Consider the following 17405-nt stretch of genomic DNA (forward strand, 5'->3'; position numbering starts at 1 on the left):
CAATCGGCCAAGAGTACAAATAGCGCCCCGAATCCCACTCTCTTATTTGTACTATTCTCCGAATAGTACAAATAAGAGAGTGGGATTCCATCTATAATCGCACTCTCGATTGGAGGCACACATGGCATATAGAACCCTCGCCAAGCTCTTCCACATGGATTCGTCAAGCAAGCGCTACGAGAAAAACGAGGCGCTCGCCGCGACACGACTTGAAGCAGAGTCAACCTTCAGGACCGGCGTTGAGACCCCTCACGGAGAGCTCTTTCTTGCCGTCCCTCGCGAGCTCTCCGTTCTCAACGAAACCATCCTTCGCCGCGAGAGACAAATCGCGCTCTTGCTCTCGAGGCTGCCACCCATCGCAACCGGAGCCCTCATCAGGAGCCTCGTCATCGATGAGATCGTTTGTTCCAATGAACTCGAGGGCGTCCACAGCACGCGGAGGCAGATTAACGACCTGCTCGAGACAACATCTGTCGACCCATCGAAACTCGAGCATAAACGCTTTCGCGAACTCGCACGACTTTATCTTGAGCTAAGTGACCGCGAGCACATTTTCCCTCAGACCCCCGAGGACATCCGCACCATCTACGATCGAATTATGGAGGGCGAGGACCTGGGCAAGGACGCTCCGGACGGCATTCTGTTCCGAAAGGGCGAGGTCAACATCATCGGGAGCGGCAGCAGAATTATCCATACGGGTCTCTCTCCCGAAAGCCGCATCGTGTCCGCGATGACACGCATGATTGCACTGGCCTCCTCGGAAGATATCCCCGAGACATACGGCGCAATCGTCTCCCACTTCCTCTTTGAGTACGCGCACCCCTTCTATGACGGGAACGGCAGGACGGGGCGCTACCTTCTTGCCCTCTACCTCAGCAGGCCGCTCTCAACGCTCACCGCACTGTCCGTCTCTCGCTCGATTGCTGAGAGTAGGGGCGCCTACTACCGGGCGTTCCGCGAAGTCGAAGATCCGCTCAACCACGGCGAGCTCACGCCTTTTGTCCTCGCAATGCTGGAGTATGTGGACACCGCCCAGCATCGCGTTCTCTCCGACCTGGAGACGCGCCAGGGCCAGTTTGAGGTAACTGTGACAGCAATCGACGAGCTCGTTAATTCGATCGACCTCCCCGACAAGGAGCGCGACATGCTTTTTATGCTGGCCCAGTACGCCCTGTTTGGCGCGTTCCCCGATGTGCTTCTTCGTGACGTGGCGGAATACCTAAACCTCAGGGAGCCAATGGCGAGGCGTCACACAAAGAGGCTCGAGGAGAAGGGCCTTGTAAAGACCGTGAGCGCGCGGCCTCTCAGGTTCGTGCTCACGGACAAGGCGAAGGAGCTTTTGAAGATTCCCGAGAAGGACCTCTAGGGAATTGCTGATATCAACCTCAACGCTCGGCTCCGAACCTCCCCCACATCCCAGGATGAGTGACTCATTCTGACCAAGCCAGGTCCCAAGAAGGGCCCCGTCCGTCCAAAGACTGTCACTCAACGTAAGTCGTCACACCGTGCGTCGGCACCCGCGGCACCTGGATAACATACGACCCCTTGTGGAGGGCCACGCCGCGCCCGAAAGCACGCACTTGCGATGGCGAGAAGGCCTTGCAGCTGATGGAAGGGCGGTATGAAAGACGGGAGGAGCGGGGAGCGCGCCGAGGGATCCATCCCCTTGTACTCGTCACGACTGCCGAGCAGAAGCGACATATGAAATGGAATGCTAGAGCCGCCCTGTCGCCCAATACGCGCTCATCGGGCACGATAACGCCATCAGAGGGCTCGTCCACTCATGAAGCGGCGGTTCGAACCACGTCCATCGTCACCCAGCCCAGCCACAGAGGTGCCCAGCTCCCGCGCCCCCTGACACGCAAAACGCCGGAGGATACCCCTCCGGCGTTTGGAAGACCCCAAAGGGCCAAATTCGTTTAATCGCAGGGGCCAGGCCTTATTCAGTGCCCATATGGCGTAAGGCAAGCCCAGCTCAAGCACGTCGACTGGCGAGAAGAACCTCCCCTAGCACTTCCTCCACACCATACGATCCACAATACCCGTGTAGGACTGGATGATCTTCACGACCTTCGTGCTCACGTTCTCGTCCGCGTAGTCCGGCACGGGGGCGGCGGGGTAGCTGCCCTCCGCGTCGAGCGCGACCGCCACGCGCACGGCGTTGAGGAGCCCGCGCTCGTCGATGCCCGCGAGCGTGAAGCATCCCCTGTCGAGCGCCTCGGGGCGCTCCGTGGAGGTGCGGATGCACACGGCCGGGAACGGCCGGCCGACGGAGGCGAAGAAGCTCGACTCCTCGGGCAGGGTGCCGGAGTCCGAGACCACGCAGAAGGCGCTGGACTGCAGGCGGTTGTAGTCGTGGAAGCCCATGGGCTCGTGCGTGCGGACGAGCGGGTGGAGCGCGAAGCCGGTGGCCTCCAGGCGCTTGCGGCTGCGCGGGTGGCAGCTGTAGAGAATCGGCTTGCCGTACTCCTCCGCGAGCGCGTTGACGGCGCCGAAGAGCGAGAGGAAGTTGGCCTCGGTGTCGATGTTCTCCTCGCGGTGGGCGGAGAGCAGGAAGTAGCCGCGCTCCTCCAGCCCCTCGCGGTCGAGCACGTCGGACGCGTCGATCTGCCCCAGGTTCGCGCGGAGCACCTCGGCCATGGGCGAGCCCGTCACGTAGGTGCGCTCCGGCGCGCAGCCGGTGGCGGCGAGCCAGCGGCGCGCGTGCTCGGAGTAGGCGAGGTTGACATCGGAGATCACGTCCACGATGCGGCGGTTGGTCTCCTCCGGCAGGCACTCGTCCTTGCAGCGGTTGCCCGCCTCCATGTGGAAGATGGGGATGTGCAGGCGCTTCGCGGGGATGGCCGAGAGGCACGAGTTGGTGTCGCCCAGCACGAGCAGGGCGTCAGGCCCGACCTGCGCCATGAGCTTGTAGGAGGCGTCGATGATGTTGCCGATGGTCGAGCCTAGGTCCTCCCCCACCGCGTCCATGTAGACGTCCGGGTCGTCGAGCGAGAGATCGCGGAAGAAGATGCCGTTCAGCGTGTAGTCATAGTTCTGCCCCGTGTGCGCGAGCAGGCAGTCGAAGTGGCGCCGACACTTCTTGATGACCTCAGAGAGGCGGATGATCTCTGGGCGCGTGCCCACGATTATGAGGAGCTTGAGGCGGCCGTCGTTTTTAAAATGCACAGCTTCTTCTCTCTTGTAATGCATTATTCTTCGCCTTTCGCAATAGATTGTCTAAGTGAGAGATCTGGTGGGAAGCCCAAGAGCCGTTTAGCTGCAAGCTTAACCAAAACTCCAATGTAATCTTTGGCTGGATAGAGCAGCCTTCGTTCAATAAGTCGTTCATACCTTGGATCAACTTCAATTGAGCCAGGGTGTTTAAGAGGAAAATCTAGCTCATACCCATCCATCGAACAAAATCTGTTTGTCATATCTAACGTAAAATCATTTCCACCATGCTCAGAGTAGTCGTCGACACCAATATTCTTAATAAGGTTGACCGCTGGCGCAATCCCGTAGTATTCGCCGGTACGAAGCGTCCAAGCCATGTGATAGTCCCACGAATAAAACTGCCCGGTTCTCTCTCTGTGAGACTTTTCGTATTCAACATTGAAAAGCTGCTGTAGATAAAGCCTGTGAACCGAATATGTGCTGCGAGCGTGACGTTTATGCTCGGGTAGCATTTTCTTCAATTCAAAATCATATGAAGTCATAAATTTATCTGACCAAGATGCCCAGCCACATGGCATAAGCTGTCTCGTAAATACGTATGACGACCCATTTGGAGCATTATATTTTGAGAGGTAGTTTGTTCCGCAAATCCAAAGAACCTCGTTGACATCACGATAGCGTGCTAGCATTTCAGCGCAAAATGGGAAAAACGATACAGAAGGCAGGTTGTCATCTTCAAGGAATATGGCAACGGGCTCGCGCTCAAAAACCCACTTCGCACCTAATGCAATATTCCCGTACACCCCTCGGTTGCTTTCAGCATAATTTCGAACGACTTCACAGTCCCACGTAATAAACGACTCAACGCACTTTCTCGCCTGGACAGCCAAACGCCGTTCCGCATCGTCTCTTCCTTGGTCGGCAATGAGATACAGCTTTCTCGGCCGAACTTCAGAGAGTCTTGAAAAAATAGTTTTGAGGGTGTCATGTCTCTTGAAGATGAATATCGCTACAGGAATATCAAATTGTCTGACGTTAGCCATTTCGCATGGTCTCCCTCCTCAACAGTGCGAGAGTTCTCTCACATTGCCGTTTTGGGCTCTTTTCCTCTAGAACGTATTTCCTTGCACGTTCGGCAAAACTCGAAGACTCTTCGGATCCCATGCTGAGAACTCTTTTTATCGTGGCCTTCAAGCCATCCTCAGTGGCATCGAAATAAAGGCCGTCGTAATCCTCAGGCATTCCATCCAATTTGTACGCAACGGTGGGTACACCTGTTGCAAGATATTCCATCATCTTCGATGGGAAACTAAATTTTGTATAAGAACCCTCATTCTTGCGCGGATTAATTAAAATATGTGCATGCTTTCTCAAAAAGGCAACTGCATCAACGGATAACACGCCAAGATAGATTATTCTTTTGTCTTCTCTTTTAAGAGCTTTGATTTCATCTGCAGCTTCGCCGTCTCCGCATATGACAAGATCAATGCTATCGTCATCAATTTGTCTAAATGCGCTAATTAAGTCGCCAATACCATAACGATACTGCAGCGTACCGGTATATAAAATGTATCTCTCGGGAAGCTTGAAGCGCACCGTTGATGCGGATTCGACGCCCTCGTCGTCTGCGATACCCTCAACAACACAACAATGTTCCAAATCGGTTCCGAGGTATGGCGCCATTGCAGCGGTAAGGGGGATATAGCAATCCATCTTCTTCATTTTATTGTTAACAATTTCATTTTTTATTTTCCTAAGAATCCCGGCACCATTTTTACCGAGCTCCATATATTGAGGAAGATCGGGTACGATCAGGCAGCAAACACTGCTCTTAAACCTCTCTTTGGCATGTTGGAGCGCCATAACAATAGGATATGTGGCAGCATAGCCAACGAAATAAAGCTGTTCGCCCTCGATACGGGGAATTCTGTCTATCTCGGAAATAATACGCCGAGCACGAGACAGCTCTTTGATCACAGGCAGGTTAATAAAACCAGCCCCAACATCATCCATAGCACCTTTGGAATGAGCAAACAGGTACCGCGGAATTCGCAACCCCCCATAACGCAGCGGAAAGGAACCGATGTACTCGGAATTGATAATATGAACATTTTTAGCGCCAAGACACGCGTCATAACCTTTTAAAAACTTCCACTGAAGATTATTTGCTGCGCTTTGAAGGCCAGATTTGGTTAGCTTTCGAATTTCCCCCTCACGTTCATGGGGGAAAAGCCCGCCAATAAAGTAAAGCGTCTCATGCTGTTTGATTGACATTGTTGTTTTCCTCGCGCGCAGACATCGTTAACCATCGATTAGCAATATGTTGACAAGCTAGAACCGGAATAAGGACCAGCCCATTAGCAACGACAACAGAAGCCCAGCTAGGAGCGATAATCGAAAGAGCAGCAGATAATGGGTACTTGGCGATAGCGCCTAAGCAATAACAAATTACCTGAGGCGTTAAACGATTTGTAGCGTTACCTAAACAAGTCTCCGAGTTGGTCAGTACCGTAAGAACAACAAGAAAAACTAGGGAAAAGGATTCAAAGTTGTTTAAAGTTGGAGCTTTGTCGCTTAGCCATATTCTAAGAACAGGATTGACCAAAACCCCGATTAAAACCGTCGCTATAGAAGCGATTACCGCCAAGTAAAGATATTTTTTGTGTACCGAAAGGAGCCTTCTTTGGTTGCCCGAAGAGAAAGATTCGGCCATGTCGGACCAAATAGGCTGAGCCATAACCCCAAAGAAAACAAGTACGAGATTAAAAATTCTATAAGCGAGCGAATAGGGAACGACGTCTCCCGAGCCGCAAAGGGAACCTATAAACAATTCATTGGTTGATGAAATAAAGAGAAGAGCGACCTGAATCGCAAAAAACTTAAGTCCAATCGTTCCTAAAGAACGAAAATAGTCTGTCTTTACCGCCCTAATTGATGGTGCGAACTCTTTCATCTCTGATGCAAACAGCACGATTGCCGCAAAAACTAATGGAGCAGATAAGGCCACCATTTCCACAATGCACATGTAGGCGAGCTTCTCACCAGACCCTGACAGCGCGGGAGGAAAAGCGACAAACAACAAAATGAGGCAATTTGAAAGAAGCAGCAAAAAAGCCGGTGCTGCGTTCTTCTGCATGGCGTAAAAAAGAGAGTTCACTAACTTCAAAATAAGTTGAAGAAGTGTGCCTATTATGACAATTGCCATGCAAATGGCAAGATCCTGTTCAGCAAGATCATTTTTACCGACGGATAAAACAACATTCCAATCAATCAACAAGGAAAGAGCCGCGCCCAGAGGTATAAGCAAAACGATGACTGCTCCAAGAAGAAAAACTGACGAAGAGATGACGCATTTGGCCTTCTTTTTATTTCCTACGCTGAGGGCATATGTAAGGTCATTTCTTAGGCCGTTACCAATCCCAAAATCAAAAAAGGAAATCCAATTCAACACGGAAAGAATGGTAAACCAAGCACCGAGAACGGCTTCATTAGAGAAGAAACTCATCATTAAAGGTGTCGAAAGAAAAGAGACTATGAGTGCGAGCACTTTGATACCCGCGTTTACCGCAACGCTAAACCTTAGACCACGCTTCATTTTCACTCCAAATATTTTAGCTATTGCGAAAAATCGTCCTCTGATCTTGAAGAGAGAGGAAGGAGAAGATCAGTAAATAGGTCAAACATGAGGAAGTGTGAGGCTCCTTATTAAGGATAGCCAGCAGCAGAAACGCTAATATAAGACTAGCCGAGAATGAAGCTCGATGGGCACCGAAAATGCTGGAAAGCGTAACGAACCATATTGCAAAGCCTGCCACCCCAAAAGCAGCAAGTTGAAAAAAGCTAGTAGTCGTTAGCGAATCAACTGTTGAAGTCGATATTGTACAAGCAGCATAGGCATCGAGAGCACCCCCGTATCCGAGACCAAATAACGGATTCTGAAGGAAAAGCTCCCAGCATATTCCCGGAGACTGGAGTCTTGTCAATCTAGTCACTGCACCGGTATCGGTTAATTTCCCAAATAGAGAAGGATTAAATCCGGCAAGCGTGTCGGCAATAGAAGAGTAGTTTAAGAGGACAATCAGCGTAAAAGCAAGCAGGCAGACAGAAATGACAACCCCTGCTTTACTACTTTGCCTAAGAAATCCAAAAGAAATCGCGAGCGGGAGAAGCAAGTATCCTGCAGTCGAGCCAGTCGTTAAAAGCGTTATAGTTAACAAGGCCAGACGCAGCTTCGAAACCCTCTCCGCGAGCATAAACTCAACAACAATAGCAAGTAAAAGATAAGAAGCGAATACACCGCATTCCCAAAAGAATCCCATGCTATTACTATGTTGAATGTAGGGTTCAACGTACTGTGAAACAATGCCCAGCGTCTTGTAGTGAACACCGTTCACATTCTCCAACACCGGAACGGGTAAATCGACCTTCGCAACATTTGTCAATATCCATAGACACAATGAGCAAAACGATGTGACACACATCGTCGAAACAAAAGCCCTACATAACCATTCAGCCTTTGTCTTACGAACACATAAATATGCCAACAGAATGGTAATAAGAAGAGTCATCGAGTTAACGATATTTGAATAACTCAGATTTACGATAGCTGAAATGACAATCGGAAGCGTAAAGACTAGCGCGCCGACAGTAAGTGCGGCTTTTCTACCTTCAGTATTAGGAAACAGCAGTAGTACAACACATGCGAGCGCAGCAAGTGGTAGACAAATCCATGAGCAATCATTTAGTGTAGAAATCGCGCTACAGCTGTTGAGGCAAACGGCGATACCGATGAGTAACCCCGGAATCACGTGATCAAGCCTCGTAGAAAGTATCCTACTTGCTAATTTCATTTCAGACTGCATCGTAATAAGTATCGGGCCTCTCAGGATCAAACGCCTCGTTAGCCCACATCACGGTAACGAGGTCGTCCGTCTTCGAGACGTTCGTGATGCTGTGCGTCATGCCAGGCGCCATCTCGACCACAGTCGGGCTATCCCCACTCACCCGATATTCGTCAACGGGATAGGGATTGCCCTCCGCGTCGACACCGACTTTGCGCAGACGGATCAGCGCCTCGCCAGACACAACCAGGAACTTCTCCCACTTGGTGTGGTGCCAATGGTTTCCTTTGGTCACGCCGGGCTTGGACACGTTGATCGAAACCTGCCCACGGTCTGGCGTGCGCAGGAACTCGGTGAACGAGCCGCGCTCATCGCAGTTCACATGCAGCGGATACGCCAGCGACCCAGCATCGTAGTAACTCAAAAACGTCGCGTACAGCTTCTTGGAAAAACTGCCGTCGGTCTGGTCTGGTACGGAAATGCTTTCGCGCGCATCGCGAAAGCTCTCCAGCAGCTCAACGATCTGGCCGAGCGTCACCTTATCCGTAGGCTGCACGACGCAGATGTCGTTACTATCCTGCTCCACGTTGCCCAGCAAAAGCTCGAGCATGCACTCAACAAGATCATCGATATAGAGCAGCTCGAGCTCAACGGAAGGGTCGTTCACATGGAACTCGCGACCGTTTGCAATCGCGTCGCAAAAGGTCGCGACGGCGGAGTTGTAGTTGGGTCTGCACCACTTACCGTACAGGTTGGGGAACCTATAGATGTAAATCGTCGCACCAGTCCGGGCGGAATACTCACGGAAGAGATTCTCCCCCGCCAGCTTGGACTCGCCGTACGCGGACCCAGCGTAGCGCCCCTCGAGGGACGCCTGCGTGCTCGAGGAGAGCATCACTGGGCACCTGTTGCCGTGGTGCTCGAGCAGCCCGAGCAGCTCGGAGGCGAACCCGAAGTTGCCCCTCATGAAGTCGCCGGGGTCCTCGGGGCGGTTCACCCCGGCGAGGTTAAGCACGAAGTCCGCCCGGGAGCAGTAGAGGGAGAGCTCCTCTCGGGTGCCGTCGACGTCGTACTCGTACACCGTAAGCGGGAGTAGCGACTGATAGCGGTCCCTGCGGTCCTTGCCGTCGCGGATGTTCCTCAGCGACTCGCAGAGGTTCCTGCCGACGAACCCCTTGGCGCCGGTAACGAGAATCTTCATTACTGAACCGCCTCGTTCTCGCGACCCTCGAGCGCAAGCTGTACGTACTCGGCGGTCTTGATCTTCTCTACCGTCTCGGCAACATCGAGTCGGCGCGTATTGTGCGACGTATAGGGCTCGTCGGCCTGCGTCTTGACCTCGCCGTCCACGACGAAGTCGTCGTAGTTGAGGTCGCGCGAGTCGGAGCGGACGCGATAGTACTCCCCCATGTCCTCCGCGCGCAGGCGCTCCTCGCGCGTCATGAGGGTCTCGAAGAGCTTCTCGCCGTGGCGCGTGCCGATGACCTTGGTGCCGGTCCTGCCGAAGAGCTCCTGGACCGCCTCGGCGAGGTCTCCGATCGTGGAGGCCGGGGCCTTCTGGATGAACAGGTCGCCCGGGTTGGCGTGCAGGAATGCGAACTCCACCAGGTCGACGGCCTCGTCGAGGTTCATGAGGAAGCGCGTCATAGAGGGGTCGGTGACGGTGACGGGCCGTCCGGCGCGAATCTGGTCGATGAAGAGGGGGATGACGCTGCCGCGCGAGCACATCACGTTACCGTAGCGCGTGCAGCAGATGGTCGTGCGGGCGGCGCCGTTGCGCGCGTTGGCGTAGATGATGGACTCCATCATGGCCTTGGACTTGCCCATGGCGTTGATGGGGTAGGCGGCCTTGTCGGTGGACAGGCACACGACGCGGTCGACGCCCTCGGCGATCGCGGCGTGCAGCACGTTGTCCGTGCCGATGACGTTAGTGCGGACGGCCTCCATGGGGAAGAACTCACAGGACGGCACCTGCTTGAGCGCCGCCGCGTGGAAGATGTAGTCGACGCCGTGCATGGCGTCGCGCACGCTCTGCGCGTCGCGCACGTCGCCGATGAAAAAGCGCACCTTGTGCGCGTGCTCGGGATGGCGGGCCTGCAGGGCGTGGCGCATGTCGTCCTGCTTCTTCTCGTCGCGCGAGAAGATACGAATCTCACCGATGTCGGACTCAAGGAAGTGCTTGAGCACGGTGTTGCCGAAGCTTCCCGTACCCCCGGTAATCATGAGAGTCTTGCCAGCAAAAGAATCATGCGCCATGTCGTATTCCTTTCAGATTGTTCAACGTTTGTTCCAAACTGTCGAAAAAGCGTTCTTTGGAGTAGTGCTCGTCGAAATACGCCCTGGCGTTGCTCCCGAGCTCTTCCTTCTTGGAGTCAGAGGCGAACCTAAGGCATATCTTTGCGAGCCCCTCAGCATCCCCAGATGCGCAGCAGTACCCACACCCCGCATCCTCAATAACGCGACGCGCCTCGCCCGTAAGGGTTCCAAGCACGGGCTTGCCGGCGGCGAGATAGGTTGTCACCTTGCGCGGAAGCGTGTAGGCCAAAATGGGGTCGTTTGAGAACGTCGCCAGCATGGCATCCGCCGCTGCGTAAAAAGAGGGCATCTCCTCGAGAGGCCTACGGCCGTGAAACACAACATTGGAAAGAGCGTAGCTCTCAGCAAGCCCTCTGCACTTTTCCAGCGAAGATCCCGATCCCACAACATGAAAGACCAACTCATGGTGATCGCGCAGAATGTTTGCGGCCTCAACAATCGTTTCTACCGACTGCGCCACACCGACGTTGCCAGCAAAGACGAGGTTTGTCTTGTTGGCATCAAACCCTACCGCCCCAGAGGAGCTTTCCTTAGAGGTAAATAGGTCCTCCGCATACTGCGGCAAATAAAGGGGGCGCTTTGGCTCAATTCCAAGCTCATCCCTGAAGTAATCGAAGAACCCACAAGATGTGACGGCAAGACAATCAGCGTCAGAATATATTTTCCGGGAAACGCCTTTGATCCACTTAAACGGAAGCGACGACTCTGAGAAGCCTCCGGCCTTCAGACTCTCAGGCCAAAGGTCAAAGCTATACAGGAGCATCGGGGTCCCGGTTTTCCTCGCATACACTAGTCCCGGATCCACCTGCATGACGGGAGAAAACTGGTACCCAATCACCACATCAAAATCTTCCTTGAGTCTTCTGGCCAGTTTGTTACCCGCAAACCAGAAGCTCAAATAATTCAGCACCCTGTTTTTTGCGCCCGTCTTTCGTGGATGAAGCCATGCGCGAAGAATCGTCACTCCGTTGCGCTGTTGCTTACGATTTTGGCCATTTCGATACTCCGCAGGCACATCACCGTCTTTTAGCCCCGTGTTAGGGAGGCCCGTAAGAACGGTAACCCGATGACCGCGTCTAACCAGCTCTTCACAGACATCGGCGGTGTTAAAGGGCTCAGGCCAGTAATGCTGGCACACAACGAGGATTTTCACCTCGCGCCCTCCCCACTAATCATCGTGCGGATCGTACGCCAGATGATGCCAAAATCAAGCTTGATGCATCGGCTCTCGATATACGCAATGTCAATCCGCGCCTTCTCCTTGGGCAGCAGGTCGTAGCCGCCCTCCACCTGAGCGAGGCCCGTAATGCCAGGCTTCACCATCACGCGCTGCTCCCAGCCGTGGATACGCTGGCAAAAGACCTCGTGGAACGCCGGACGTTCCGGTCGCGGGCCGATGAGGGACATGTCGCCGCGTACCACGTTCCAGAACTGAGGAATCTCGTCCAACGCTTCGGGCTCGGAAGGTGTTACAGAGGCTGCAGTACAGCGCATGCCCACAAGATGCCCTCCCTGAGAAGACGTAATGGGGACACGAACGACCCAGGGAGCCCTGATTGAGGTGCCTCGGCGCGCCTCGGAAGGGCGTGAACGAAATGAGGAGCTTCCCAGCAGCACGCACCCGAGAGAAGTTCACGAAGCACCCTCAGCCATGCCTCCTGCCCCGCCCTACGCCGGGTGCTACGAAAGCAATCCAAAAGAGACTCCAGTCCGCCCTCCCGCCTTAACTCCTCTCGGAAATGTTTGGAAAACCTCGAATCTGTTGCGTTTTCCCGACCCCTTATGCGTGGGGAAACGCCAAGCAAAGGAGCAGCCATGTTGGACCCAAGAAGCAGCCGCGCGGCAATAAACATAAGAATCGACAACGGGATAAAGGAGCGCGCAGTGAAGGTCCTCGCCGCAAACGGGATGACTATGTCCGGCGCAGTCACCGCCATGGCGAGGGTCGGGATTGACGAGATGAGACTCCCCTTCGAGATAACCCGCGAGCCCGACGTCGCCGGGTGCGGGATGTCGGACGAGGAGGCCCATGACCTGGGGATCGCGAAGGACGGGACCGACGGGCGCAATGAAGTGCCCGACCGGGCGATGATCCGGATGAGCCCCGAGGAGAAACGGGACATGCGCAGGTGGTGCAAGGCCATGGCGATCACCCCGAACGCCGTGGCCCTCGCCTACATGGCCCAGATCGCCTTCGAACTGCGCGAGCCGGTCGGGTTCTGAGGTGGTGCAAATGAGAAGCTCGGTTTTCGACTTCACCATCGACAGGGGCGTGCGGGAGAGGGCGAACGCGATTCTTGCGGCGAAAGGGATGACCATGTCTGGCGCTCTGAAGTCGATGATGAGGATCGGCATGAGGGAGGGCCGCCTCCCCTTCGGCATCTCGCGGGAGCCCTCCCTGGCGGGCGTCGGGATGGGCGAGGCCTCCGCACGCAGGCTCGGCATCCGGAAGGACGGGACCGACGGGAGCACCGGCATCACTTGCGGCATGACCCTGCAGGTGACGCCTGAGGAGAAGAGGCAGATCCAGGAGTGGTGCGGATCGCTCTGCATCTCGCCCAACGCCCTAGTGCGCGCCTACGCCGCCCAGATTTCCTACGAGATGCGCATACCCCTGAACAACTGAGAACAGAAGCACCTAGAAGCAAGGAAGAGGGACAAGGGATGGCGAAGCAGACAACCGTCACCGTGACAACGGACAAGAGGGCAAAGGAGATAGCTACGAAGGTCTGGAGCGCGTACGGGCTAACCATCAAGGGGGCAGTCGAGGGGATGTTCCAGGCGTCGATAGCAAGACGCGGCCTCTCGTTCGTCCCCAGCCGCGCAAAGGAGCTCAGGGCGAAAGGGCTCACCGCCGCACAGGCTGAGACGCTCGGAATCGACGCGCTCGCCCCGCACAGGAGCGGCGAGAAGATCGAATGGGGCGTGCGTGTCGACTCAAACTTCAAAACCAAAATCGACGCGCTGTGCGATGAGCTCGCGCTCAAACCGACCCTCATCATCGCCGCGTTCGTCGACCAGACGGCATGGGAGCTTAAACCGCCATCAATCAAAGACGAGATCAAAGACTAGGCAATCAAGAAAGGGTGGTAACCATGAAGCAGAGCAAGATGGAAAGAGTGACAGTCACCATCGACCGGGGCGTGAAGGACCAGGCGAAGCTGGTCTTCAAGGCATGCAACACAAACATGCAGGACGCGGTCGGGCACTTCCTGCAAGAGTGCGTAAGCCGAGGGACCCTCCCCTTCCGCATCAACCGCAACGCATCCGACCGCGGCGCGGGGATGACGGAAGGGATCGCGAAGGCCTTCGGCGTCGACCGTACCTCCTGGCCGGTGGGAACCAACGAGAAGTGCAACCTCGTCGTCCGCATCGACCCCGAGCTCTACAAGAAGGCCATGCCGATTCTCGAGGACTGGGGTATGTCGCCGACCGCGGCGGTGGCGATGTTCCTCAAGCAGAGCGTCTTCGACTCCGCTATCTGCTGCTAGGAGGAAAGGATGGCAAGGTACGACGTTACGCTCGGCGTAGAGGTCGATCAGATCATAAGAGACCGCGCTCAGTCGGTCATGAAGGCAAACGGGATGACCATAGGAGGCGCGGTGCGCCGCATGGTGAGCCTCGGCATCATGGAGCACCGCATCCCCTTCAATGTCACGAGGGACCCCACACTCGCAGGCGTCGGCATGAGCGACCAGGTTGCCGAGTTCTACAGAATCGAGAGGAGCGACTTCAGCCTCAGCGGCGTTAGGGTCGGAGTGAACATCCGGATGGACCCGAAGTTCAAGTCGGAGATGCGTACCTTCTGCAAGGCGATGTGCGTCAACCCGAATAACCTTGTTCGCATGTTCCTTAGCCAGGTCGCCTTCGAGCTCCGGATACCATTTGCGAGACGACACAGCGAACACGCGAGACTCGTTGAGCCCCGAGAGAGCCCCTGTCGCAAAACAGGCGGATCTACTAAAGGAGAACCAACAATGAGCGCCAAGGAGGCACAGATCGCAATCCAGATCGACCCAGAGGTGAAGGAGCAGGCGAAGAAGATCCTGAAAGCGAGCGGGCTGACAGTCAGGGACGCGGCGAACGATTTGCTGGCCCGCGTCGCAGAGAGCGACTCCATCCCCTTCTCCGTGAGCAGGGACCCGGGCCTCAGGGCCGCGGGGCTGACGGAGACGATGCGCCGCTTCTACGGAATCACCGAGGGAGACTGGCCGGTATCGTCCGGGGAGACCAAGCCGATGTGCATACACCTGGACGCTGACACATTCTCAAGGGCGCAGGAGAGGCTCGGGGACTACGGCATACCCGCAGCCACCTTGATCCGCGCGTTTCTCACCCAGTGTGCCTACGAGATGCGGCTCCCCTACCGGGAAGGAGACAGGAAATGATAGACCCGAGGGACGAGCGCTCGGCGATAAACCTGACCGTCGACAGGGGCGTCAAGGAGCGAGCACTCAAGGTGCTCTCATCAAAGGGCATGACCATGGCGGGCGCGATCAAGGCAATGGTCCGCTTCGGCATCCGCCAGAACAGGATCCCCTTCAAGGTGACGCGCGAGGAGGAGGTCGCCGGAATAGGGATGAGCGACGAGGACGCAAGTTTCTACGGCATCGCGAAGGACGGGACAGACGGCAGGTCGGGCATCGCCTGCAGCATGAGCATCAAGATGAGCCCCGGCGACAAGGCGGCGATGAGGCGATGGTGCCGCTCGATGTGCATCACGCCGAACGCCCTCGCGCACCTCTACCTGGGACAGATCGCCTTCGAGCTGCGTGTGCCGCTTAACAACTGAAGATATAGAAACACGGAAAAATGAATGAAAGGCGGGATGTTGGCAAGACGAAAGGGCATCACAATCACCACTGAAATGAAGCCCCTGTATCGAACTTTGGGCTTCAGGCGTACTCCAATGAGTGGCGTGGACAAGGTTGTCGGAGCGTACGCGCGGAACTTCGGGGCTGAACGTCGATACGGGCGAAGCACCTCAGGAGCGTCTTTACGTTCGCAGAGAGATGGCATATCGAACGCCTTCCGCGTGGAGCGGGTCTCAATGAGAGGAATAGGAGAAGAAACAAGCGTCTCGATGCTTACAGATACTTATGGAAAAGGTAGCTATTTACTACCTTTTATGGTTAAATCCGTAAGTATGAAGTTCACGGAGTACATAGGCAGCCACCACGTCTTCGCCACCGAGGCCCTGCTCGCGGCGGCGGACTCCAGCGGCGCGGCCAAGCAGCAGCTCAAGGAGGCGGTCGCCTCCGGGTCGGTCGAGCGCGTCCGCAGGGGCCTCTACGTCTCCAACAGCGGCAGGTTCGAGGGCGCCGGCGTCGACCCCTACGAGGTCGTCGCCGCGCTCGACCCCGACGCCGTCCTCTCCTACCACAGCGCGCTCGAGGCGCACGGAGTCGCCCACAACGTCGGCTTCGAGTGCCGGTTCCGCACGACGGCGGCACGGTCGCCGTTCTCGTTCAGCGGGACTCGATACATCCCCCACCCCGCCGACAGCACCATCCCGACCCAGAGGGTGCGCGGGAGGGCCTTCGGCTCCGTCCTCGTCACGACGAGGGAGCAGACGCTCTTCGACTGCCTGAAGCACCCCGAGTGGGCTGGTGGCCTTGAGGAGGCCGTGCGCTCGCTCTCCGCGCTCCCCTACCTCGACGCCGGGCGGGCCGCCGAACTGGCACTTGCAGACAGCGCGTCCATGGCGGCACGCGTCGGGTGGCTGCTGGAGGCAAAGAGAGGGGCGTGGCGCGTCCCGGCGGAGGTGATCGAACGCCTGCGCCGGGCGAGCGCCGGTACGGTCTCCAAGCTCGACAAGGGGGCCGCCGCGACCAGGGGATGGTCGGGCGAGTGGAACATGAGGCTGCCGGAGACTCTGGAGGAGGTCTTGTCATGGGCGCGGTGAGCATGGAGGGCTTCGCCCCGAGGACGGTCGACAAGGTCGAGCGCCTGCTGGACCTGATGGAGGAGATGGGGCGCCACCCCGACCTCGCGGGGAGGCTCGCGATGCACGGCGGGACGGCGATAAACCTCTTCATGCTCGACGTGCCGAGGCTGTCGGTCGACATCGACGTCTCCTACGTCGGTGCGGTCGACCGGGATGAGATGCTGGCCGAGCGGCCGCGCATCGAGCGGGGCATAGAGGAGGTGGCGCGCTACCTCGGCTACGATGTTCCGCCCACGCAGTCCGAGCACGCTGGCAGGACGTTCATGCTCCGCTACCGCGGGGACTGGGGCCCCGACCACGTGAAGGTCGACTGCGTGTTCCTCAACCGCTCCCCGCTCGTCCCGCCCACTGCGAGGCCCTGCGCCGTCAGGCCGGGCACGCGGGTCGTCACCTTCTGCGACGCGGAGCTCGCCGGGGGCAAGGTCAAGGCCCTGTTCGACCGGGTGAAGGTGCGCGACCTCTACGACGTCTGCAACCTCGAGCGCGTCCTCGCCGGCGCCGACGAGGAGAGCGAGCTCCTCGCGCACCGGGCGATGCTCTACTACGCCTCGCTCTCGGCGAGGTTCCCCCAGCCCCTCGCCGGGCGGACCGAGCGCTTCGCCGACAGGGAGGCGGAGCTCGAGAGCCAGCTCCTCCCCATGCTGAGGGAGGAGGACGAGCGCCCAACGCTCGGTATGCTCATGGCGACCGCAGAGAGGTTTATAGAGTCGCGCGTCCTGCCGCGTACCGACGACGAGCGCGAGTACCTTGATCTCTTCGCCGCGGGCGAGTACCGGCCCGCGCTGATCTTCCCTGACGAGAGGATGGCGGCGGCAGCGGAGATGAGCCCGGCGGCGCTCTGGAAGCTGCGGAACCTGAGGAAGATGGGGGCGTAGCGCCGAAAGGCCCCCGATTCAGTCGAAACGCCTCCCTCCCCGACGGCCCCATAGGTGAGGCCGCCGTCGGAGCGGCCACAGCCCGGCGGCAGAGCCGCCATGTCATAGGAGGTCACGATGCCAGAGCCAGAGAGAGACGAGTACGGCCGCGTCTGCACGAGCGACGCGGGGACCATCCCCGAGGAGGACCGCTTCGAGGAGCGCGACGACGAGGACGACGCGGACGGCAAATAGCCGCGTCAAGGCGATTCGTGACGGGAGAGGGCGGCT

The 17405-nt window shown here is 56.8% G+C and carries 18 protein-coding genes; 9 read left to right on the forward strand and 9 right to left on the reverse strand.

Annotated elements, in window-relative coordinates:
- Positions 1–121 precede the first annotated feature (121 nt).
- Positions 122–1366, forward strand: a complete 1245-nt coding sequence (locus H6A23_RS05720) for a Fic family protein (RefSeq protein WP_204831241.1) — start codon at positions 122–124, stop codon at positions 1364–1366.
- Positions 1367–2007: 641 nt separating this feature from the next.
- Here the strand turns inward: H6A23_RS05720 and H6A23_RS05725 are convergent.
- The 9 genes from H6A23_RS05725 to H6A23_RS05765 are packed head-to-tail and all read right to left on the reverse strand — an operon-like array spanning position 2008 to position 11807.
- Positions 2008–3168: a UDP-N-acetyl glucosamine 2-epimerase gene (locus H6A23_RS05725; RefSeq protein WP_353653023.1), complete on the reverse strand. Its 1161-nt coding sequence runs from the start codon at positions 3166–3168 to the stop codon at positions 2008–2010.
- 23 nt (positions 3169–3191) lie between these two features.
- Positions 3192–4199: a hypothetical protein gene (locus H6A23_RS05730; RefSeq protein ID WP_204831243.1), complete on the reverse strand. Its 1008-nt coding sequence runs from the start codon at positions 4197–4199 to the stop codon at positions 3192–3194.
- On the reverse strand, positions 4192–5430 hold the full coding sequence (locus H6A23_RS05735; RefSeq protein ID WP_204831244.1) for a glycosyltransferase family 4 protein: 1239 nt from the start codon (positions 5428–5430) through the stop codon (positions 4192–4194). The genes H6A23_RS05730 and H6A23_RS05735 overlap by 8 nt, the downstream gene beginning before the upstream one ends.
- The gene (locus H6A23_RS05740; RefSeq protein ID WP_204831245.1) at positions 5411–6751 is read right to left on the reverse strand and encodes a hypothetical protein; all 1341 of its coding nucleotides are present in this window, start codon (positions 6749–6751) and stop codon (positions 5411–5413) included. Before H6A23_RS05740 ends, H6A23_RS05735 begins: the two co-directional genes overlap by 20 nt.
- A gap of 16 nt (positions 6752–6767) precedes the next feature.
- Positions 6768–8048 carry a hypothetical protein gene (locus H6A23_RS05745; RefSeq protein ID WP_204831246.1) on the reverse strand — a complete coding sequence of 427 codons (1281 nt, stop codon included), beginning with the start codon at positions 8046–8048 and terminating at the stop codon, positions 6768–6770.
- Positions 8008–9198: a polysaccharide biosynthesis C-terminal domain-containing protein gene (locus H6A23_RS05750; RefSeq protein WP_204831247.1), complete on the reverse strand. Its 1191-nt coding sequence runs from the start codon at positions 9196–9198 to the stop codon at positions 8008–8010. Before H6A23_RS05750 ends, H6A23_RS05745 begins: the two co-directional genes overlap by 41 nt.
- Entirely contained in the window at positions 9198–10253 is a 1056-nt protein-coding gene (locus tag H6A23_RS05755; protein ID WP_204831248.1) for a polysaccharide biosynthesis protein, read from the reverse strand. The genes H6A23_RS05750 and H6A23_RS05755 overlap by 1 nt, the downstream gene beginning before the upstream one ends.
- Positions 10243–11466, reverse strand: a complete 1224-nt coding sequence (locus tag H6A23_RS11690; protein ID WP_204831249.1) for a glycosyltransferase family 4 protein — start codon at positions 11464–11466, stop codon at positions 10243–10245. The genes H6A23_RS05755 and H6A23_RS11690 overlap by 11 nt, the downstream gene beginning before the upstream one ends.
- Positions 11463–11807, reverse strand: a complete 345-nt coding sequence (locus tag H6A23_RS05765) for a sugar transferase (protein WP_204831250.1) — start codon at positions 11805–11807, stop codon at positions 11463–11465. The genes H6A23_RS11690 and H6A23_RS05765 overlap by 4 nt, the downstream gene beginning before the upstream one ends.
- A 321-nt stretch (positions 11808–12128) precedes the next feature.
- Between H6A23_RS05765 and H6A23_RS05770 the strand changes: the two genes are divergently transcribed.
- The 8 genes from H6A23_RS05770 (at position 12129) to H6A23_RS05805 (ending at position 17135) form a co-directional block, all read left to right on the forward strand.
- Positions 12129–12536 (forward strand): type II toxin-antitoxin system RelB/DinJ family antitoxin, encoded by a 408-nt coding sequence (locus tag H6A23_RS05770; RefSeq protein ID WP_204831251.1) that lies wholly within the window; start codon positions 12129–12131, stop codon positions 12534–12536.
- Positions 12537–12630: 94 nt separating this feature from the next.
- Positions 12631–12939, forward strand: a complete 309-nt coding sequence (locus tag H6A23_RS05775) for a hypothetical protein (RefSeq protein WP_204831252.1) — start codon at positions 12631–12633, stop codon at positions 12937–12939.
- Positions 12940–12977: 38 nt separating this feature from the next.
- Positions 12978–13385 carry a hypothetical protein gene (locus H6A23_RS05780; RefSeq protein WP_204831253.1) on the forward strand — a complete coding sequence of 136 codons (408 nt, stop codon included), beginning with the start codon at positions 12978–12980 and terminating at the stop codon, positions 13383–13385.
- A gap of 23 nt (positions 13386–13408) precedes the next feature.
- Entirely contained in the window at positions 13409–13804 is a 396-nt protein-coding gene (locus H6A23_RS05785) for a hypothetical protein (protein WP_204831254.1), read from the forward strand.
- Positions 13805–13813: 9 nt separating this feature from the next.
- Entirely contained in the window at positions 13814–14701 is an 888-nt protein-coding gene (locus tag H6A23_RS05790) for a type II toxin-antitoxin system RelB/DinJ family antitoxin (protein WP_204831255.1), read from the forward strand.
- Positions 14698–15105, forward strand: a complete 408-nt coding sequence (locus tag H6A23_RS05795) for a type II toxin-antitoxin system RelB/DinJ family antitoxin (protein ID WP_204831256.1) — start codon at positions 14698–14700, stop codon at positions 15103–15105. Before H6A23_RS05790 ends, H6A23_RS05795 begins: the two co-directional genes overlap by 4 nt.
- Before the next feature lie 336 nt (positions 15106–15441).
- Entirely contained in the window at positions 15442–16218 is a 777-nt protein-coding gene (locus H6A23_RS05800) for a type IV toxin-antitoxin system AbiEi family antitoxin domain-containing protein (protein ID WP_204831257.1), read from the forward strand.
- On the forward strand, positions 16206–17135 hold the full coding sequence (locus H6A23_RS05805; protein ID WP_204831258.1) for a nucleotidyl transferase AbiEii/AbiGii toxin family protein: 930 nt from the start codon (positions 16206–16208) through the stop codon (positions 17133–17135). Before H6A23_RS05800 ends, H6A23_RS05805 begins: the two co-directional genes overlap by 13 nt.
- Positions 17136–17405: the final 270 nt, after the last annotated feature.

It is taken from the genome of Olsenella uli (genome assembly GCF_016900775.1).
Classification (GTDB): Bacteria; Actinomycetota; Coriobacteriia; order Coriobacteriales; family Atopobiaceae; genus Thermophilibacter; species Thermophilibacter uli_A.